Below are 18,312 nucleotides of genomic sequence, written 5' to 3'. Positions count from 1 at the left end.
CCCGTTCAGTAACGGCTGCCCGAGTATGGACGATCTTCCCCGGGGCGGGGCCGCGCATGCCCTTGAGCATACGCACCGGTTTGTTGCAGCCGTGTCACGAGGCCGTCGCCGGCCCTTGCGTGGCAAGGCCTGCGCCGTCGCCAGCGGTACTGGCAAGGTTTGGGTATGCCCGTGCAAGTATGTATAATTCGTACATACTCAGGAGGGCGCCCGATGGAAGCCACCGTTGCTGAACGTGGACAGATCACCCTGCCCAAGGCCGTGCGCGACGCGCTGGGCCTGACCAAGGGCACGCTGCTGAAGGTCGAGCTCGAAGGCAGTCGCATCATCCTGCGCAAGAGCGTGGACGATGCCATTTCCCGTGCCCGCGGCAAGTTCGCGCTGGACGGCTTCCCGTCGGCCGAACAGGCCGTGCGCAGCGTCCGCGACGAGGCCGGCGAGGCATGATCGCGGTCGACTCCCCGGTACTGATCGAACTGCTCAGCGACGGCCCCCGCGCCGACGCGGTGGAGGCCTGCCTGCGGCAGGCGCTGGTCGGTGGCCGGGTGGTGGTCTGCGGCACCACGCTGGCCGAACTATGCGCCTCGCTGCGCGGCGGCGCGCAGGTGCAGGAGGCGCTGGAGGAAATGGGCATCCATTTCAGCCCGCTGGAGGCCAAGTCGGCGCTGCGCGCCGGCGAGATGCACCGCCGCCACCGCCAGCGCAACGCCGGCGACACACGCCGCATCGACGATTTCATGGTCGGCGCCCATGCGCTGCTGCAGTGCGACGGCCTGATCACCTGGAACGACACATTTTACCGCGACTACTTCAAGGGCCTGAAGCTGATCGTGCCGCAAGCCTGAGCCCATACCCCATTCCTCATCCGTACCACCCGGGAGTTGTCATGTTGGAAGCCTACCGCCACCACGTAGCCGAGCGCGCCGCGCTTGGCATCCCGCCGCTGCCGCTGAGCGCACAGCAGACGGCCGACGTCATCGAACTGCTGAAGAACCCGCCGGCGGGCGAGGCCGAGTTCCTGCTCGACCTGATCACCCACCGCGTGCCGGCCGGCGTGGACGATGCGGCCAAGGTCAAGGCGTCCTACCTGGCCGCCATTGCCTTCGGCACCGAGAAAAGTGCCCTGATCAGCCGCGAGCGCGCCACCGAGCTGCTGGGCACCATGCTCGGCGGCTACAACGTCGCGCCGCTTATCCAGCTGCTGGACGACGCCCAGGTCGGCGCCATCGCCGCCGGCGCGCTGAAGCACACCCTGCTGGTGTTCGATGCGTTCCATGACGTGCAGGAAAAGGCCAAGGCCGGCAACGCCAACGCGCAGTCCGTGCTGCAGAGCTGGGCCGACGCCGAGTGGTTCACCAGCAAGCCGGAAGTACCGCAGAGCCTGACCATCACCGTGTTCAAGGTGCCGGGCGAGACCAACACCGACGACCTGTCGCCGGCGCCCGACGCCACCACCCGCCCGGACATCCCGATGCACGCCCTGGCGATGCTGAAGAACAAGCGCGACGACGCGCCGTTCACCCCGGAGGAGGACGGCAAGCGCGGCCCGATCCAGCAGATCCTGTCGCTCAAGGACAAGGGCCACCTGGTCGCCTACGTCGGCGACGTGGTCGGCACCGGTTCCTCGCGCAAGTCGGCGACCAACAGCGTGCTGTGGTGGACCGGCGACGACATCCCGTACATTCCCAACAAGCGCGCCGGCGGCGTGTGCCTGGGCGGCAAGATCGCGCCGATCTTCTACAACACCATGGAAGACGCCGGTGCGCTGCCGATCGAGCTGGACGTGTCGAAGATGGAGCATGGCGACGTCGTCGAGCTGCGTCCGTACGACGGCAAGGCGCTGAAGAACGGCGAAGTGATCGCCGAGTTCGAAGTGAAGTCCGAAGTGCTGTTCGACGAAGTGCGCGCCGGTGGCCGCATTCCGCTGATCATCGGCCGTGGCCTGACCGCCAAGGCGCGCGAGGCGCTGGGCCTGCCGGCCACCGACCTGTTCCGCCTGCCGGTGCAGCCGGCCGATACCGGCAAGGGCTACTCGCTGGCGCAGAAGATGGTCGGCCGCGCCTGTGGCCTGCCGGAAGGCAAGGGCATGCGCCCGGGCACCTACTGCGAACCAAAGATGACCTCGGTGGGCTCGCAGGACACCACCGGGCCGATGACCCGCGACGAGCTCAAGGACCTGGCCTGCCTGGGCTTCTCGGCCGATCTGGTGATGCAGTCGTTCTGCCACACCGCCGCCTATCCGAAGCCGGTGGACGTGAAGACCCACCACACCCTGCCGGAGTTCATCTCCACCCGCGGCGGCGTGTCGCTGCGTCCGGGCGACGGCGTGATCCACAGCTGGCTCAACCGCATGCTGCTGCCCGACACCGTCGGCACCGGTGGCGACTCGCATACCCGTTTCCCGGTGGGCATCTCGTTCCCGGCCGGTTCGGGCCTGGTCGCCTTCGCCGCCGCCACCGGCGTCATGCCGCTGGACATGCCCGAGTCGGTGCTGGTGCGCTTCAAGGGCCAGATGCAGCCGGGCGTGACCCTGCGCGACCTGGTCAACGCGATTCCGCTGTACGCCATCAAGCAGGGCCTGCTGACCGTGGCCAAGGCCGGCAAGAAGAACATCTTCTCCGGCCGCATCCTGGAAATCGAGGGCCTGCCGGACCTCAAGGTGGAGCAGGCGTTCGAGCTGTCCGACGCCTCGGCCGAGCGTTCCGCCGCCGGTTGCAGCGTGCGCCTGAACAAGGAACCGATCATCGAGTACCTCAACAGCAACATCACGCTGCTGAAGTGGATGATCGCCGAGGGCTACCAGGATGCCCGCTCGCTGGCGCGCCGCGTCGAGAAGATGGAAGCGTGGCTGGCCGACCCGCAGCTGCTCGAGCCCGATGCCGACGCCGAGTACGCCGCGGTCATCGAGATCGACCTGGCCGACATCCACGAGCCGATCGTGGCGTGCCCGAACGACCCGGACGACGTCAAGACCCTGTCCGAAGTGGCCGGCGCCAAGATCGACGAGGTGTTCATCGGCTCGTGTATGACCAACATCGGCCACTTCCGCGCGGCCGCCAAGCTGCTGGAAGGCAAGCGTGACATCCCGACCCGGCTGTGGGTGGCCCCGCCGACCAAGATGGATGCCTCCGAGCTGACCAAGGAAGGCGTGTACGGCACCTTCGGCAGCGCCGGCGCGCGCATGGAAATGCCGGGCTGCTCGCTGTGCATGGGCAACCAGGCGCAGATCCGCGAAGGCTCCACCGCGATGTCGACCTCGACCCGCAACTTCCCCAACCGCCTGGGCCGCAACACCAACGTGTACCTGGGTTCGGCGGAACTGGCGGCGATCTGCTCGCGGCTGGGCCGGATCCCGACCAAGGAGGAGTACATGGCCGACATCGGCGTGATCAACGCCAACGGCGCGCAGATCTACCGCTACATGAACTTCGACCAGATCGCGGACTACAAGGACGTGGCCGACACCGTCGCGGCGTAAGCCCCGGCAGCACTCAGCACGCAGCACGCGGAAAGCCCGGCACATGCCGGGCTTTCCGTTTTCATGCGTGCGCCAATGCCATGTCCGATAGCGGCGAGCGCCATGCGCCGCGCGCCTTCATCCTGCGCGCTCCATCCATCGGGAGCAGGACATGAAGGCATTGCACGACAAGACCGTATTGATCACCGGCGCCAGTTCCGGCATCGGCCGCGCCGCCGCGCTGCTGTTTGCCGCCGAAGGCGCGCGGGTGGTGCTGGGCGCGCGCCGCGGCGCCGAGCTGGAGGCGCTGGTCACGCGCATCCAGGCCGCGGGCGGGGCCGCCACCTGGCTGGCCGGCGACGTGCGCGAAGAGGCCTACGCACAAGCGCTGGTGCGCCATGCCGAAGACACCTTCGGCCCACTGCATGCGGCGTTCAACAACGCCGGCGTACTGGGGCCGCTGCAGCCCACGCCCGAGGTCGCGCTGGCCGACTGGCACCACGCGCTGGAGGTCAACCTGACCGCTGCCTTCCTCGGCGCCAAGTACCAGATCCCGTCGCTGCTGCGCGCCGGCAGCGGCGGCAGCCTGGTGTTCACCTCGACCTTCGTCGGCCACACCGCCGGTTTTCCATGCACGGCCGCGTATGCGGCCAGCAAGGCCGGGGTCATCGGCCTGGTGCAGTCGCTGGCCGCCGAGCTCGGGCCGTCCGGGGTGCGCGTCAACGCGCTGCTGCCCGGGGGGACCGACACGCCGATGGCCCGCGAGATGAACCCCGACGAGGCGGCGCTGGGCGCGGTGGCGCGGCTGCATGCGCTGCGGCGGCTGGCGCAGCCCGAGGAGATCGCGGCCGCGGCGCTGTTCCTGGTCTCGCCGGCATCCTCGTTCGTCACCGGCACCGCGATGCGGGTCGATGGCGGGGTGTCCATCCAGCGCGGGTGAGGCGCCCCGTTTCCGGAGCGGCGGCGCGCAGCGTCAACGGTGCGGGTCGCGCTCCGGGCTCGGCCGCTTGAGCAGCTTGCGCTGCAGCGAGCGGCGGTGCATGCCGAGCAGGCGTGCGGCGGCCGAGACGTTGCCGCCGGTTTCGTGCAGCGCCTGCTGGATGTGTTCCCACTGCAGGCGGCTGATCGGCGTCATCGCGTCGGGGGGCTCGATGTCCTCGTGCTCCTCGCCGTTCTCGTCGGCTTCGCCGAGCGCGCGCAGGATCATCGGCACGGTCGCCGGCTTGGGCAGGTAATCGTCGGCGCCAAGCTTGATCGCTTCCACCGCGGTGGCGATGGAGGCGTAGCCGGTGACCAGCAGGATGCGCATGTCCGCGCGCAGCGTGCGCAGCGGCTGGATCAGCGCCAGCCCGGATTCGCCGCCGAGCTTGAGGTCGATCAGCGCGAACGCCGGCGGCGACTGCGTGGCCTGCTCCAGCGCGCTGGCGATGTCGTGGGCGGTGACGGTCTCGATCTCGCGGCGGGCGAGGCTGCGCTGCAGGGTGCGCACGTACAGCGGATCGTCGTCGACCAGCAGGCCGTGGGAAGAGGAGGTCATGGATTCGCTTCCATATTGACAAGGGGCAGGCGGAAACCGACGCGGGTACCGCGGCCTTCGGCCGGGCGCATCCACAGTTCCCCGTGCAGGCGTTCTATCGTGGCGTGCGACAGCGCCAGGCCCACGCCCATGCCGCCGCTCTTGCCGCTGTTGAACAGGGTACCCGGCAGCGCCGCGTGGGCGGCGTCGTTGGCCTTGAAGCCGGGGCCGTAGTCGCGGACTTCGCCGTACAGGTGGTCGTCGCGGATGCGGATGTCCAGGTCCACCTGGCCATGGCCGGTCTGTTCGCCGGCGTCGGCGGCGTTGTTCAACAGCACCTGCAGCAGGTGGCCGACGCCCGGGTCCAGCGCCAGCTGCAGCGGTGCGTCGGCATTGCGCCGCAGGTGCACGGTCGGGCGCACCAGCCGCCATTGTTCGAGTACGTTGCCGATCGACACCCGGGCGCGGCTGCGCGCGCCTTCCGCCGGCGCCGCCAGCGCCAGGACCCGCTCGCGGCATTGCACCAGCAGGCCGCGCAGGGTGTCCATGTCCTCCTGCATCGCCGGGTCGTCGGCGTACTGCTCGGCGATGTCGTCGGCCAGCAGGGTCATGGTCGCCAGCGGCGTGTTCAGTTCATGCGCCACCGACGCCGCGTGGGTGGCCAGGGCGACGATGCCCTCGTTGCGCACGAAGCGCTCGCGCAGCAGCGCCAGCTGGTTCTCGCGCTCGCGCAGCGCCGCGGCCAGCCGCGTGGAAAACACCAGCACGACCACGCTGGAGAGCAGGAAGTTGGCCGCCGCGCCCCACAGGTGCAGGCTCATCGAATCGAAGTAGCCGCCGTGCAGCGGCAGCCCGAAGATCGCGCTTACCGCATAACCGGCCACGCAGGCCGCGGCCACCGCATGGGTCCAGCGCAGGGGCAGGGCCAGCGCGGCCAGCGCGATCAGGATCAGGAACAGCGAGCCGAACGGATTGGCGATGCCGCCGCTCCAGCCGACCATCCAGGTCAGCACGGTGACGTCCACCAGGATGTGGCCGAAGGCGGTGACCGGGGCAGGGTCGCTGTCGTGCACGCGCAGCTGCACGTAGAGGTTGAACAGCGCCAGCACGCACACGCCGCTCCACAGCGGCAGCTGCGGCAGGTCGAGCCCCAGCAGCCCGGTGGCGACCAGGATCGCGCTGGCCTGGCCGGCGGTGGCCAGCCAGCGCAGGCTGCACAGGGTGCGGAGGAACGAGGTATCTGGGGAATCCATGCGTGCATCGTAATGCGTCCCGGCCCGCCGGCGCTCGCCGTGGTTCATGCCGGGACAGCGGCCGGCGCGCTAAAATGCGCGCCATGCACGACGCCGTCACCCGCCCGACTCCTCCCGCCGACGCCACCGCCTGGCCCCGCCGCATCACCCATGCCGTCGATATCGGCGGAGTGAAGGTCGGTGGCGGCCACCCGGTGGTCGTCCAGTCGATGACCAATACCGACACCGCCGATGTCGCCGCCAGCGTCCGCCAGGTGGCCGAGCTGTGGCGCGCCGGTTCGGAAATGGTGCGGCTGACCGTCAACAACGCCGAATCGGCGGCGGCCATTCCGCGCATCGTCGACAAGCTGCGGATGATGGGCATCGACGTGCCGCTGATCGGCGACTTCCATTACAACGGCCACCAGCTGCTGGCACAGGAGCCGGCCTGCGCCGAAGCGCTGGCCAAGTACCGCATCAACCCGGGCAACGTGGGCTTCGGCAAGAAGAAGGACACCCAGTTCGCGCAGCTGATCGAGTTCGCCATCCGCTACGACAAGCCGGTGCGCATCGGCGCCAACTGGGGCTCGCTGGACCAGAGCCTGGCGGCCCGGCTGATGGACGAGAACAGCCAGCGCGAACAGCCGTGGGACGCCGGCCGGGTGCTGCGCGAGGCACTGATCCGCTCGGCGCTGGATTCGGCGCAGACCGCGGTGGAACTGGGCCTGCCGCGCGAGCGCATCGTGCTGTCGGCCAAGGTCAGCGGCGTGCAGGAGCTGATCGCGGTGTACCGCGACCTGGCCAACCGTTCCGATTTCGCCCTGCACCTGGGGCTGACCGAGGCCGGCATCGGCAGCAAGGGCATCGTCGCCTCGTCGGCGGCGCTGGCGGTGCTGCTGCAGGAAGGCATCGGCGACACCATCCGCATCTCGCTCACGCCCGAGCCGGGGCAGCCGCGCACGCAGGAAGTCATCGTCGCCCAGGAACTGCTGCAGACCACCGGGCAGCGTGCGTTCACGCCCATGGTCACGGCCTGCCCGGGCTGCGGCCGCACCACCTCCGAGTTCTTCCAGGAGCTGGCCAAGGTGGTGCAGAACCACGTGCGCGAGAAGATGCCGGTGTGGCGCGTCAGTCACCCGGGCGCGGAGAACATGACCCTGGCGGTCATGGGCTGCATCGTCAACGGCCCGGGCGAGTCGCGCCATGCCAACATCGGTATCTCGCTGCCGGGCACCGGCGAGGCGCCGGCCGCGCCGGTGTTCGTCGACGGCGAGAAGAAGGTGACGCTGCGGGGCGAGAACATCGCGCAGGAGTTCGTGGCGCTGATCGACGAGTATGTCGAGAACCGCTATGCGCGCGACGCAGGCTGAATCCCGCCGCGAAGCCGCCGGCGTGCGCGACTGGCTCGCGCACAACGCCTGGCGTCTGCTCGTGCTGTTCGTCTGCCTGCTGCTGCCGCTGGCCGGGTTCGTGGCCCTGGCCGAGGAAATCCACGAGGCCGAGTCGCTGTACTTCGACCAGGTGCTGCTGTGGCGCATGCATGGGCTTGCCTCGCCCGCGCTGGACGCGTTCTTCCTGCTGATGTCGCGGCTGGGCTACCAGTGGGGCGTGATTCCGCTGGACCTGCTGCTGGTGGCCGTGCTTGCATTCCGGCGGCGCTGGCGCAACACGCTGTTCGCCGCCACCGCCTTCGCCGGCTCGGCGCTGTTGAACATCGGCAGCAAGCAGTTGTTCCAGCGCGAGCGCCCGAGCCTGTGGGAATCGATCGCGCCGGAAAGCACCTTCAGTTTTCCCAGCGGGCACGCGATGGGGTCGATGACGCTGGCCGCCACCGCGCTGTTCCTGGCATGGAACACGCGCTGGCGCTGGCCGGTGGCGATCACCGGCGGCATCTTCGTGTTCTGCGTCGGGTTGTCGCGCGTCCATCTGGGCGTGCATTACCCCTCCGATATCCTGGGCGGCTGGTGCGCTGCGCTGGCGTGGGTGACGGGCGTGCATGTACTGCTGTTCCGTCGCCGCTGGTCGCCATCGGCTGCGGCGAAACCCTAATTGCCTGCGAGGGATGCACTGATGGCCGCACAACGCTGCGGCGCACAGCATGTCATGGCCGGTCACCCGGCGCCGATCACGGCCGGGTCATGCGTGGACAGGGGAGTTGTCCAAGTGTGCCGTCCCCATGGGGCGGGACCGGCTTCTTGACTGATAATGGGCGCGGCCTGCGCGATGGCGGATCCACCGCCCGGCTCCGGATGGCGGAGCTGCATGGCCGGCTGCGACTGTCACTGGGTGTCGGGGGGAGGAAGCGGGTAGTGACGATAACGGTATTTCTCATTGACGACCACGCGCTGGTGCGCACCGGTCTGCAGATGATCCTTGCCGGTGAAACCGGTATCGAGGTGGTTGGCGCCGCGGACAGCGGCGAAGCGGCCCTGCCGCAGATCCGCCGGCTGAAACCGGACGTGGTGCTCTGCGACCTGAACCTGCCGGGGCTGAGCGGGCTGGAGATCACCGAGCGCATCGTCAAGGGCGACCACGGCACCCGCGTGATCATCGTGTCGGTACTGGAAGACGGGCCGATGCCCAAGCGGCTGCTGGAAGCCGGAGCCTCCGGTTATGTCGGCAAGGGCGGTGACGCCCGCGAACTGGTGCGCGCCATCCATGACGTGGCGCTGGGCCGACGCTACCTGGCCAGCAACATCGCCCAGAACCTGGCCCTGTCCAACATAGGCGGCGACGAATCGCCGTTCGACGGTCTCTCGCCGCGCGAACTGGAAGTGGCCCTGCTGCTGGTGCAGGGACACCGCCAGGAAGAGATCGCCCGTCGCCTCAGCCTGAGCGCCAAGACCGTCAACACGCACAAGTCGCGCCTGTTCCAGAAGACCGGCGTGCACGACAACATCGCACTGGCGCGCCTGGCTGCGCAGTACGGCGTGGGCGATCCGTCGAAGGCGATATGACAGCGTCCGGCGGCGCCGGAGGCACATGAAAAAAGCGGCCCGTGGGCCGCTTTTTTCATTCCGGGACGCGCTGCCTTCAGGCGTTGCGGTGCGGCTCGTCCGGGTTCGGCGCGCTGGCCTCGGTCTCGGTCTCGGCCGCAGCCTCGACTTCGGCGGTGGCGATCGCAGCGGCTTCGGATTCAACACTCGTGGCCAGCGGTGCCTGGTCGCCGGACGCGTGCTGCTCGCCGGTTGCCGGCGCCGTCACCGGTGCCTCGGCGAACAGCTGTCCGTTCTCCGGCAGGGCCGGTTCCGGCGTGGCAGCCGGGACCGGCATCGGCTCTGCCGCAACCGCAACCGGTTCGGCGGCCACCACCACTGACTCGACCGGCGCCGCAGGCTCGGCGACGGCCGCCGGCTCCGGGGCTTCCTGCTGCACGGCTTCCGCCACCGGAGCGACGACCGGTGCGGCTTCCGCTGCCGGTACGACGACGGGTGTGGCTTCCGCCGTCGCCACCACGGTTTCCAGCACGGGTTCCGGCTGCGCGATGGCCGTGGTTTCCGGTTCGGCGGCGATGCCCACCGCCGCGATCGCGGCGGCAGGCGTTGCAGCGGGCTCGGCCTGCGGCGCGACAGGCGCTTCGGCGCGCGCAGGGCGCGGTGCACGTGCAGGCGCATGGGCGATAGCCGGCTCGTCGTCGAAATCGAACTCCGGCTGGGCCGCGGCCGGTACGGAGTCCGTTCCGGTGGCCTCGTTGCCGGCGTCCTCGCCCTCGTCGGCGATGTCGTCATCGTTGCCCAGCACGTCGGTATCGGCGTTGCCGGTGCCTTCGGCATTGCCGCGGCGACGGCGGCGGCCGCCACGGCGACCACGGCGGCGGCGGCTGGCGCCGTCGCCAGTGCCATCGTCGGTGGCCGGGGCGGTGGTCTCATCGGTCGCAACAATGGCCTGCTCGGCGGTGGTGGTCACCGCTGCGGTGTCCTCCACGACCGGCAGCTGCACCTTGGCCGGTGCCTCGGTGGCGTCCGTATCCACGGTGGCGACCACGGTTGCCGCAGCCATGGCCGGGGCGGCTGCCACGACCGGGCGCGGGGCCTCGGCCTGCGGCTGCCGTGCCGGCTTTTCGCTGGCCGGCTGCACGGCCTTGTCCGCTTCCTGCTGCGGCTTGGGCTGCTTGGGCTGCTTCTGCGGCTTGGGCTGCTGCTGTTCGTTGTTGCGCTGCTGCTTGCCCTGGGGGGGCTGCTGTTCGCCACGCTGCTTGGGCTGCTGCTGGCCGGCGTTCTGCTGCTGCGGGTTGCCGCCGCCGCCCTGGCGACGCTCATCACGACGCTCATCACGACGCTCGTCGCGGCGCTGTTCGTCGCGACGGTTGCCGTTGCCATTGCCGCCGTTGCGTGCCGGCTGGCCGTTGGCGCCGTTGTTGCCGTTGCGGCCGTCGCGGCGCGGGTTGTTGCGCTCGTTGCGGTTGCCGCGGCCGCTGTCCTGGCGGGGCTGCGGCTGGGCCGGTGCCGCCGGTGCGGTTTCGCCACCGAAGATGCGCTTGAGCCACCCCATCACGCCGCCGCTTGCCGGCACGGCAGGCGCCGGTGCGGCGACCGGAGCCGGGACCGGCGTCTGTGCCGGTTCCGCGATCTCGCGCACCGGGGCCGGCTGGCTGTGCTTGACGTGGGTCACCGCCGGTGCCGGCGGGATGTTCAGCTGCGCCTTGGTCAGGGCGTGCACCGGCAGCTTGCGCGGGGTGCCGCGCTGGTAGCTCGGCCTGCCCGACTCCTCGCCCAGCTCGTTCTCGCGCAGGCGGGTGACTTCGTAATGCGGGGTGTGCAGCTGCTCGTCGGCGACGATGATGATCGGCGCGTCGTGGCGGCGCTCGATCTCGCGCAGCGCGCTGCGCTTCTCGTTGAGCAGGAAGTTGGCGATCTCGACCGGGGCCTGGACCAGCACCTGCCCGGTGTTTTCCTTCATCGCGTGCTCTTCGGCGACGCGGATGATCGACAGCGACAGCGACTCGACGCTGCGCATCCGGCCCTGGCCGTCGCAGCGCGGGCACACGATCTGGCTGGACTCGCCCAGGCTCGGGCGCAGCCGCTGGCGGCTCATTTCCATCAGCCCGAAGCGCGAGATGCGGCCCAGCTGCACGCGCGCGCGGTCATACTTCAGCGCGTTCTGCAGGCGGTTCTCGACTTCGCGCTGGTGCTTGTTCGAGGACATGTCGATGAAGTCGATCACCACCAGGCCGCCCAGGTCGCGCAGGCGCAGCTGGCGGGCCACTTCCTCGGCGGCTTCCAGGTTGGTCTGGAACGCGGTGTCCTCGATGTCGCTGCCCTTGGTGGCGCGGGCCGAGTTCACGTCGATGGCGGTCAGTGCTTCGGTCTGGTCGACCACGATCGAGCCGCCGGACGGCAGGCGCACGTTGCGCTCGTAGATCGCCTCGATCTGCGATTCGATCTGGAAGCGGTTGAACAGCGGGATGTCGTCCTTGTAGTGCTTGAGCTTGCGCAGGGTCTGCGGCATCACCTGCTGCATGAACTCGCGCGCGGTCTCGTACAGCTCCTCGGTGTCCACCAGGATCTCGCCGATGTCGGCGCGCAGGTAGTCGCGCAGGGCGCGCACGATCAGGCGCGACTCCTGGTAGATCAGGAACGGCGCGGGCTTGGCCAGCGCGGCCTCGGCGATGGAACGCCAGACCTGCAGCAGGTAGTCCAGGTCCCACTGCAGTTCCTCGGCATCGCGGCCGACGCCGGCGGTGCGGATGATCACGCCCATGTCGTCGGGGATGTTCAGCTTGTCCAGCGCGTCCTTGAGCGCGGCGCGATCCTCGCCCTCGATGCGGCGCGAGACGCCGCCGGCCGACGGCGAGTTCGGCATCAGCACCATGTAGCGGCCGGCCAGGGAGATGAACGTGGTCAGGGCGGCGCCCTTGTTGCCGCGCTCCTCCTTGTCGACCTGGACCACGACTTCCTGGCCCTCGCGCAGCAGCTCGCGGATGCCGGCCTTGTTGTGGTCGACACCGGCCTGGAAGTAATCGCGGGAGATTTCCTTCAGCGGCAGGAAGCCATGCTTGTCACCGCCGTATTCGACGAAAGCCGCTTCGAGGGAGGGTTCGAGCCGGGTGATGCGGCCCTTGTAGATGTTTGACTTCTTCTGTTCCTTGGACGGCTGTTCGATGTCGATGTCGTACAGGGTCTGGCCGTCCACGATGGCCACGCGCAGTTCTTCGGCCTGCGTGGCATTGATCAGCATTCGCTTCATTGTGCGTTCCTCGCGCGCTGCTACCGCGCGGAACGCCATGGCGTTTCGCCTCTGGACACGGGTCGCCGCCCCTCGCGCAGGCGCGGGTAGGGCGGCTTGGGTTTCCAGCGCTACGACACCACGGCAGGCCGCGGGAGCGCTTGTGTTCTTGGTTTCAGGTGTTTCGGGGCCGGCGGCCGCTCCGGCCGTGGCCGGGGCGTCGCACGGGACATGTTTTTTCGTCCAGCACGGATGCTTTTGGCATCCGGCGATGGCCGGGAGCGCCGACGAGCCGCTAACATGGCCGCCCCGGGGGCGGTGGCCGCGCACTGTGCCGGATCCGTCGGAAGCCGGGCTTCTGGCCCTGATCAACTTCCAACGAAATCAAACCCTTATATCGCTCCCCGAGTGTAACAGAATAAACAGGCAGATGACTGACTCCGAAGACCGCCGCATACCGCCTGCGGGCAAATCCAGCGTGCGCCTGATCAAGGTTCCGGAAGACCGGGCCGGGCAGCGGCTGGACAACTTCCTGCTCGGCCAGCTCAAGGGCGCCCCGCGCAGCCTGGTCTACAAACTGGTGCGCAGCGGCCAGGTGCGGGTCAATGGCGGCCGAGCCAAGGCCGAGCGCAAGCTGGAGGCGGGCGAGGAGGTGCGCGTGCCGCCGGTCAATCTCGCCGAGGTCGGAGACAAGGCGCCGCCGCCGGCCGGCTTCCTGCAGCGCATGGAGCAGGCCATCGTGTTCGAGGACGCGCGGCTGCTGGTCATCAACAAGCCTTCCGGGGTGGCCAGCCATGGCGGCAGCGGCATCAGCCATGGCGCGATCGAAACCATGCGCGCCCTGCGTCCGAACCAGGGGCTGGAACTGGTGCACCGGCTGGATCGCGACACCTCGGGGCTGCTGGTCATGGCCAAGAAGCGCTCGGCGCTGTCCGAGCTGCAGGCGCTGCTGCGCGAGGACCACGACGGCACCGGGCCCGGCGGCATCCGCAAGCGTTACCTGACCCTGCTGGTCGGGCGCATGCCCGACGGGGTGATGAGCGTGGATGCGCCGCTGCACGTGGGCCTGCGCCAGGGCGGCGAACGCCATGTGCAGGTGAATGCGGCCGGCAAGCCATCACTGAGCCATTTCAGGGTGCTGGAGCGGCGCGGCGGTCATTCGTACTGCGAGGTGAAGATCGATACCGGGCGTACCCACCAGATCCGCGTGCATGCCCAGCACATCGGTCATCCAGTCGCCGGTGACGACAAGTACGGTGATCCTGCCGTCAACAAGCGGCTTCGCGAGCAGATCGGGCTGAAGCGGCTGTTCCTTCACGCCGCCTCCCTGGAGTTCGCGCTCGATGGCGGCAAGGTGCCCTACGTGCTCAACGCACCGCTGGCGCCGGAACTGGCCGAGGCGCTGGACCGGCTGCGCTGAACCGGCGCGCATGCGGCCCGGCTGCATGCGCGGCATCGGGTCTGGTGCCCGTGCCGCCACGCCGGGTCGATGCGGTGGGGGTCAGCCGCCGCGCCGCATGCGTTCCTCGATGGCGAAGCAGCTGTCCGGCTTCGGCTGCGGCGGGTTGAAGCTCACCGGAACCTGGATGGTGGTCGGCACCGCCTGGCCATTGCGGGTGGCGGCCTTGAACTTCCATTCGCGCACGCGCTGGATCGCCGCATCGTCGAGCTGGCTGTTGCCGCTGCTGGTGAGCAGCGTGACTTCGGTCGGGGTGCCCTGCGGCCCGACCACGACCTTGAGCACGCTCTGTCCGCCGACGCCGCTGCAGGCCAGTTCGACCGGGTAATCCGGCGGTGGCGTCTGTACCGCGGCCACCTCGGTGGGGGCGATCGCCGGCGCGGCCGGTTCGGAAGGGCCGCAGGCGCTGAGTGCGATGGCGGTGGCGAGGGAGCCCAGCAGGAGATGCGCTTTCATGTCATTGCTCCACAAGTGCGGATGCCTTGGCGGCACAGATGAAGTCGTTCTCGCTCAGCCCGCCCACGTCGTGGGTGGAAAAGCGGACGATCGCGCGGTCGTAGTGCACCCCCAGGTCGGGGTGGTGGTCCTCGCGGTGCGCGACCCACGCCAGGGCATTCACGAACGCCATCGTGCCGTGGTAGTTGTCGAAGCTGAACGTGCGCACCAGGGCGTGGCCGTCCTCGGCCAGCTCCCAGCCCGGGACCTGTGGCAGCAGTTCGGCCAGCCGCGCCGCCCCAAGCCGGTGTTCGCTGCCCCTGCGCGGAATGCAGTGCGCCTGCGCGAGTGGAATCAGATCGGCCATGGGAATCTCCATCGACAAGGGGCTGAACGGCGCTGCGCGTGGAATCAGTGTCCCATCAGCAGTCGCCTAGACACGGCTAGAATACCCCGCATGATCCAGATTTCAGATACCGCACAGAGCCATTTCCGCAAGTTGATCGAACGTGAGGCCGTGCCCGGCATGGGCGTGCGCCTGAGCGCGGTCGAGCCGGGGACGCCACGCGCCGACGCGCGCCTTGAGTTCGCCGAGCCGGCCGATCTGCTGGGCGACGAATGGGCGGTGGACTGCGACGGCTTCACGCTCTACGTGGCGGCCACCAGCGTGGCCTGGCTGGACGGCGCCGAGATCGACTACGTCACCCAGGCGGCCGGTACCCAGCAGCTGACCATCAAGGCGCCGAAGATCAAGGGCGAAGCGCCCGGCGAGGCGGCGTCGATGGTCGAGCGCGTGCATTGGGTCATCGAGAACGAGGTCAACCCGCAGCTGGCTTCGCACGGCGGTCGCGTGGCGGTGCAGGAAGTGTCCGCCGACGGCGTGGTGCTGCTGCGTTTCGGCGGGGGCTGCCATGGGTGCGGCATGGCCGACGTGACCTTGAAGCAGGGCATCGAGAAGACCTTGATGGCCCGCGTGCCTGGCGTCACCGCGGTGCGCGACGCGACCGACCACGCCAGTGGCCAGGCGCCCTACATTCCGCGCGGCAGCGCGGGCTGAGCCTCTCCGCACGTGCCGGTGACGACGGTTGCCGACCTGATCGACCTGCTGGCCGCCCGGCGCAAGGGCAGCCTCCTGCACGACCGCCGCACCGGTTTTCCGTACAGCTGGAGTGCCTGGCTGCGCGGCGGGTCGCCGGCGAAGGGGCTGGCATTCGCCGGCGCGGATGCGGCCGCCGCGGCGCCGCCCTGGAAGGGGCCGCGTTCCCGTGGAAGCGGGCGGGCGACGTCGTTCCCGCATGCGCTGCTGCAGGTGTTGCGCTGGGCAGGCGACGATCCGCCTGCCGGCGACCAGCGCCGCCTCCGCTGGTTTTCCGCCTTGTGCAGCGTGGCCCTGCATCTGCTGTTCGCGGTGCTGCTGGTGTGGGTGGCGCTGGTCCGCAGCAACGTGCCCGAACCGGGGACGGACGCCGGCGAGCGCGTCCGGATCGAGTACATGGGCCGCGGCACTCCGGAGGACCCGGGCGGGGGGGCGCCGCAGGCCGCAGGCGCGCCGGCGACCACTGCGCAGGGGGCAGCGGCCAGCGCCGTAGCCGCTGCCGCGTCGCCGCAATCCCGATCACAGCCACAATCCGCGGCGCAGGACAGCAGCGCCGGCAGCGCGTCGGATGCAGCGCCGGCGGACGTGCCGCAGCCCGCGTCCGACACGCAGGCGCCGCAGCCGCTGCAGGTCACAGAGGTGCCGCGGCCGACCGGCGATTTCGTGTTGCCGCCGGCCACGGTGGCCGCGCCGGCGCTGCGCGTGCAGGTGCCTCAGGTGCGCGAGCGTACCGTCGAGACCATGCCGGAGCAGCCGGCGCAGGTGCGGGTGTTGCCGTTGCCGGATGTCGCCGCGCGGGCCCCGGCGATGCCGCAGGTGCAGGTGCGCGAGCGTCCGGTCGAGACCGGGCCCGTGCAGCCGGTGGCGATGGCGCAGGTCCGCCCGCGCGAGGCGGATGTGCGCCTGGCGGGCGCGGCGCCTGCGGTGCGCGAGCGGCAGATCGAAGCCGCGCCGCGGCAACAGGTGACGATGGCCACGGTGCCGGCGCGCGAAAGCGGGGTGCAGGTTGCGACGGCAGACCTGCCGGTGCGCGAGCGGCAGGTGCCGGGTGTCGCCGATGCCGTTCCCGCGCCTGCCGCCGGTTCCGCTGCGGCGGCGCCGATCAGCCAGGGCGCCGCGGCGGGCGGGCAGGGGACTAGGAGTGCACCGCAACCAGGTACCAGCACGGGGGCCGGCCCGCGGCCGCAGGACCGCAGCGGCGGCTGGGCCGCGCCGGTCCGTTCGGACGATTGGGGGGCTTCGCAGCGGCAGGCATCGGGTGGCAGCGGCGCTGCGTCCGACGCTGGCCGCGGCCTGTACAACAGCGATGGCAGCGTGCGCCTGGCGGGCGATGCCGGAAAGGATGCGGCGCCCGCTGGCCGCGGTGCGCCGGGCGGCGGGTCGGACAGCTGGAGCCGCGAGCAGATCGATCGTGCCGGCACCTGGCTCAAGCGGCCGCCCTATGACCACGCGCCGACCTCGTTCGACAAGTACTGGGTGCCCAACGAATCGCTGCTGGCCGAGTGGGTGCGCAAGGGCGTCAAAAGCATCGAGATCCCGATCCCGGGCACCGGCACCCGCATCTCCTGCGTGGTGTCCATCCTTCAGTTCGGCGGCGGCTGTGGCCTGAGCAACCCGAACATGCAGGAGCAGCCGGCCAGCGCGCGGCCGCCGCCGGACGTGCCGTTCAAGCAGGAACTGCAGGAAGACAACGGCAGCCGTTGAGCACGCGAAAGGGCGCGCGTGCCGCTGTGCCGCGGGGCGTGGATGGTTATCGATCCCTGCCGTGTCGCAGGCCGCGTGCCACGGTGTGCATCAGATGCGCATCGGCAGCATGCCGCAGGCGAGCGGTGCGAGGAGTCCGGTCACTGCAGTCGGGCCGGCCCATGGCGGATCGGTGGCGGGCAGTTCCGGGCATGCGCGGATACCGGCGAATCCGGCCAGTGCCGCCAGCGGGGGAAACCAGGGCAGGGGGCCTTCGACGGGAGGGATGCATCGGCCACTCATGTCCGGCTGGGCGGTTCATGCCCAGCCAACCCATGCCGCCCGGATCAGTGGCGCCGGCACGCGCGTGCCGGCGCGCCGCGGCTACTTGAGGCCGTGCAGATCGCGCAGCTGGCTTGGGCGCGAGCCGAAGTAGGCCGCCAGGTCGGAGATGTCCTGGTCGCTCAGGCCGGCCGCCTGCGGCGACATCAACATGTGCTCGCGGTCGCCGCTGCGATACGCCTGCAGGGCGTGGGCGAGGTAGTCGCCATACTGGCCGCCGAGCCGTGGATAGCCCGGATCGATCGGGGCGTTGCCATCGGCGCCGTGGCAGTCGATGCAACTCTGGCCGGTGGCCTTGCCCTTGCTGTTGGCCAGCTGCTCGCCGGCGGCGATGCGCCCCTGCGGCAGGCCGGCCGAAGAGCTGGAACCGTGTTCGCCACTGGCATGGCCGGGGTCGGCGGCGGACTTGCCGCTGGACTCCACCTCCGACTGGGTACAGGCGGCCACGGCGCAGGCAGCGAACAGTGCGATGGCGAGACGCGAAGCGTGCTTGGCTTTCGACATGAGCGGTGCTTACTTGAGAGTGGACAGGTAGGCGGCGAGATCAGCGATTTCCTGCGTGCTGAAGCTCATCGATTGCGCCTGCATGGTCGGATGCTTGCGCTTGCCTTCGCGGTATTCGGTCAACGCCTGGGCCAGGTACTGCGCCGACTGCCCGCCGATCTTGGGCACGCGGTAGCTCGGGTAGGCGTTCTTGTAGCCGGTGATGCCATGGCACCCCTGGCAGGTGTAGGCCAGGGTACGCCCGGCTTCGGCATTGCCTGCGGCCGACGGCGCCGCGGCGGCAGGCGCAGCAGCGGGGGCCGAAGCAGGCGCGGGAGCGGGAGCGGAAGGTTCAGACTGCTGCGGGTCGGCTTGTGCGGCGGCCCCGAAGGGCAGGGCCAGAGCCAGGGCGAGACATACGGCAAACGGCTGCGAGCGCATGGT

Annotated in this window: 17 protein-coding genes; 10 read left to right on the top strand and 7 right to left on the bottom strand. The window is 69.8% G+C overall.

Annotated features, from left to right (window positions below; translation table 11 throughout):
• Positions 1-213 precede the first annotated feature (213 nt).
• The 4 genes from QQA12_RS09560 (at position 214) to QQA12_RS09545 (ending at position 4,397) form a co-directional block, all read left to right on the top strand.
• Entirely contained in the window at positions 214-447 is a 234-nt protein-coding gene (locus QQA12_RS09560) for an AbrB/MazE/SpoVT family DNA-binding domain-containing protein (protein ID WP_054666355.1), read from the top strand.
• Complete coding sequence (locus QQA12_RS09555; protein ID WP_054666354.1) at positions 444-845, top strand: type II toxin-antitoxin system VapC family toxin; 402 nt, start codon at positions 444-446, stop codon at positions 843-845. The genes QQA12_RS09560 and QQA12_RS09555 overlap by 4 nt, the downstream gene beginning before the upstream one ends.
• Positions 846-886: 41 nt before the next feature.
• Positions 887-3,478, top strand: a complete 2,592-nt coding sequence (gene acnB / locus QQA12_RS09550) for a bifunctional aconitate hydratase 2/2-methylisocitrate dehydratase (RefSeq protein WP_054666351.1) — start codon at positions 887-889, stop codon at positions 3,476-3,478.
• A 151-nt stretch (positions 3,479-3,629) separates the two neighbouring features.
• A complete protein-coding gene (locus tag QQA12_RS09545) occupies positions 3,630-4,397 on the top strand; it encodes an SDR family oxidoreductase (RefSeq protein WP_226049164.1) in 768 nt (255 codons plus the stop codon).
• A 33-nt stretch (positions 4,398-4,430) separates the two neighbouring features.
• Here QQA12_RS09545 and QQA12_RS09540 read toward each other — a convergent pair whose 3' ends face one another.
• Together QQA12_RS09540 and QQA12_RS09535 are read right to left on the bottom strand one after the other, a co-directional pair.
• Positions 4,431-4,994, bottom strand: coding sequence for a response regulator transcription factor (locus QQA12_RS09540; protein WP_056931741.1), 564 nt, complete (start codon positions 4,992-4,994; stop codon positions 4,431-4,433).
• Positions 4,991-6,226 carry an ATP-binding protein gene (locus QQA12_RS09535; protein WP_056931740.1) on the bottom strand — a complete coding sequence of 412 codons (1,236 nt, stop codon included), beginning with the start codon at positions 6,224-6,226 and terminating at the stop codon, positions 4,991-4,993. Before QQA12_RS09535 ends, QQA12_RS09540 begins: the two co-directional genes overlap by 4 nt.
• A gap of 83 nt (positions 6,227-6,309) precedes the next feature.
• On the opposite strand from QQA12_RS09535, the gene ispG reads away from it, so the two are divergent.
• The 3 genes from ispG (at position 6,310) to QQA12_RS09520 (ending at position 9,162) form a co-directional block, all read left to right on the top strand.
• Positions 6,310-7,575: a flavodoxin-dependent (E)-4-hydroxy-3-methylbut-2-enyl-diphosphate synthase gene (gene ispG / locus QQA12_RS09530; RefSeq protein WP_054668701.1), complete on the top strand. Its 1,266-nt coding sequence runs from the start codon at positions 6,310-6,312 to the stop codon at positions 7,573-7,575.
• Positions 7,556-8,254, top strand: coding sequence for a phosphatase PAP2 family protein (locus QQA12_RS09525; RefSeq protein WP_226049163.1), 699 nt, complete (start codon positions 7,556-7,558; stop codon positions 8,252-8,254). Before ispG ends, QQA12_RS09525 begins: the two co-directional genes overlap by 20 nt.
• A 260-nt stretch (positions 8,255-8,514) precedes the next feature.
• Positions 8,515-9,162 carry a response regulator gene (locus QQA12_RS09520; RefSeq protein WP_054668700.1) on the top strand — a complete coding sequence of 216 codons (648 nt, stop codon included), beginning with the start codon at positions 8,515-8,517 and terminating at the stop codon, positions 9,160-9,162.
• 76 nt (positions 9,163-9,238) lie between these two features.
• Here the strand turns inward: QQA12_RS09520 and QQA12_RS09515 are convergent, their stop codons facing one another.
• Positions 9,239-12,391: an Rne/Rng family ribonuclease gene (locus tag QQA12_RS09515; protein ID WP_226049162.1), complete on the bottom strand. Its 3,153-nt coding sequence runs from the start codon at positions 12,389-12,391 to the stop codon at positions 9,239-9,241.
• A 409-nt stretch (positions 12,392-12,800) separates the two neighbouring features.
• On the opposite strand from QQA12_RS09515, the gene QQA12_RS09510 reads away from it, so the two are divergent.
• The gene (locus QQA12_RS09510) at positions 12,801-13,790 is read left to right on the top strand and encodes an RluA family pseudouridine synthase (protein ID WP_054666331.1); all 990 of its coding nucleotides are present in this window, start codon (positions 12,801-12,803) and stop codon (positions 13,788-13,790) included.
• An 81-nt stretch (positions 13,791-13,871) separates the two neighbouring features.
• Here the strand turns inward: QQA12_RS09510 and QQA12_RS09505 are convergent, their stop codons facing one another.
• Positions 13,872-14,285 (bottom strand): energy transducer TonB, encoded by a 414-nt coding sequence (locus QQA12_RS09505; protein ID WP_226049161.1) that lies wholly within the window; start codon positions 14,283-14,285, stop codon positions 13,872-13,874.
• A 1-nt stretch (position 14,286) separates the two neighbouring features.
• Positions 14,287-14,631, bottom strand: coding sequence for a 4a-hydroxytetrahydrobiopterin dehydratase (locus QQA12_RS09500; protein WP_054668699.1), 345 nt, complete (start codon positions 14,629-14,631; stop codon positions 14,287-14,289).
• Between the two features lie 90 nt (positions 14,632-14,721).
• Between QQA12_RS09500 and QQA12_RS09495 the strand changes: the two genes are divergently transcribed.
• Together QQA12_RS09495 and QQA12_RS09490 are read left to right on the top strand one after the other, a co-directional pair.
• The gene (locus QQA12_RS09495) at positions 14,722-15,321 is read left to right on the top strand and encodes an NfuA family Fe-S biogenesis protein (RefSeq protein WP_054666326.1); all 600 of its coding nucleotides are present in this window, start codon (positions 14,722-14,724) and stop codon (positions 15,319-15,321) included.
• Between the two features lie 18 nt (positions 15,322-15,339).
• Positions 15,340-17,064, top strand: coding sequence for a hypothetical protein (locus QQA12_RS09490; RefSeq protein ID WP_226049160.1), 1,725 nt, complete (start codon positions 15,340-15,342; stop codon positions 17,062-17,064).
• A gap of 363 nt (positions 17,065-17,427) precedes the next feature.
• On the opposite strand, the gene QQA12_RS09485 is transcribed toward QQA12_RS09490, so the two are convergent.
• Positions 17,428-17,889, bottom strand: coding sequence for a cytochrome c (locus QQA12_RS09485; protein ID WP_054666321.1), 462 nt, complete (start codon positions 17,887-17,889; stop codon positions 17,428-17,430).
• Between the two features lie 9 nt (positions 17,890-17,898).
• Positions 17,899-18,309, bottom strand: coding sequence for a c-type cytochrome (locus QQA12_RS09480; protein WP_056931736.1), 411 nt, complete (start codon positions 18,307-18,309; stop codon positions 17,899-17,901).
• Between the last annotated feature and the right edge of the window lie 3 nt (positions 18,310-18,312).

This window comes from Stenotrophomonas sp. 17(2023), from assembly GCF_030345315.1.
GTDB classification, from domain to species: domain Bacteria; phylum Pseudomonadota; class Gammaproteobacteria; order Xanthomonadales; family Xanthomonadaceae; genus Stenotrophomonas; species Stenotrophomonas acidaminiphila.
The sequence above is the reverse complement of the archived record's forward strand: the minus strand, read 5'-3'. Positions and strand labels throughout refer to the sequence as shown.

What these genes read in the sequence shown, in the direction of transcription:
- QQA12_RS09540 (WP_056931741.1), bottom strand. Translation starts at nt 4,994, where the DNA reads ATGACCTCCTCTTCCCACGGCCTGCTGGTCGACGACGATCCGCTGTAC.
- ispG (WP_054668701.1), top strand. Translation starts at nt 6,310, where the DNA reads ATGCACGACGCCGTCACCCGCCCGACTCCTCCCGCCGACGCCACCGCC.
- QQA12_RS09480 (WP_056931736.1), bottom strand. Translation starts at nt 18,309, where the DNA reads ATGCGCTCGCAGCCGTTTGCCGTATGTCTCGCCCTGGCTCTGGCCCTG.
- QQA12_RS09545 (WP_226049164.1), top strand. Translation starts at nt 3,630, where the DNA reads ATGAAGGCATTGCACGACAAGACCGTATTGATCACCGGCGCCAGTTCC.
- QQA12_RS09525 (WP_226049163.1), top strand. Translation starts at nt 7,556, where the DNA reads ATGCGCGCGACGCAGGCTGAATCCCGCCGCGAAGCCGCCGGCGTGCGC.
- QQA12_RS09560 (WP_054666355.1), top strand. Translation starts at nt 214, where the DNA reads ATGGAAGCCACCGTTGCTGAACGTGGACAGATCACCCTGCCCAAGGCC.
- QQA12_RS09505 (WP_226049161.1), bottom strand. Translation starts at nt 14,285, where the DNA reads ATGAAAGCGCATCTCCTGCTGGGCTCCCTCGCCACCGCCATCGCACTC.
- QQA12_RS09515 (WP_226049162.1), bottom strand. Translation starts at nt 12,391, where the DNA reads ATGAAGCGAATGCTGATCAATGCCACGCAGGCCGAAGAACTGCGCGTG.
- QQA12_RS09555 (WP_054666354.1), top strand. Translation starts at nt 444, where the DNA reads ATGATCGCGGTCGACTCCCCGGTACTGATCGAACTGCTCAGCGACGGC.
- QQA12_RS09535 (WP_056931740.1), bottom strand. Translation starts at nt 6,226, where the DNA reads ATGGATTCCCCAGATACCTCGTTCCTCCGCACCCTGTGCAGCCTGCGC.
- acnB (WP_054666351.1), top strand. Translation starts at nt 887, where the DNA reads ATGTTGGAAGCCTACCGCCACCACGTAGCCGAGCGCGCCGCGCTTGGC.
- QQA12_RS09495 (WP_054666326.1), top strand. Translation starts at nt 14,722, where the DNA reads ATGATCCAGATTTCAGATACCGCACAGAGCCATTTCCGCAAGTTGATC.
- QQA12_RS09500 (WP_054668699.1), bottom strand. Translation starts at nt 14,631, where the DNA reads ATGGCCGATCTGATTCCACTCGCGCAGGCGCACTGCATTCCGCGCAGG.
- QQA12_RS09485 (WP_054666321.1), bottom strand. Translation starts at nt 17,889, where the DNA reads ATGTCGAAAGCCAAGCACGCTTCGCGTCTCGCCATCGCACTGTTCGCT.
- QQA12_RS09510 (WP_054666331.1), top strand. Translation starts at nt 12,801, where the DNA reads ATGACTGACTCCGAAGACCGCCGCATACCGCCTGCGGGCAAATCCAGC.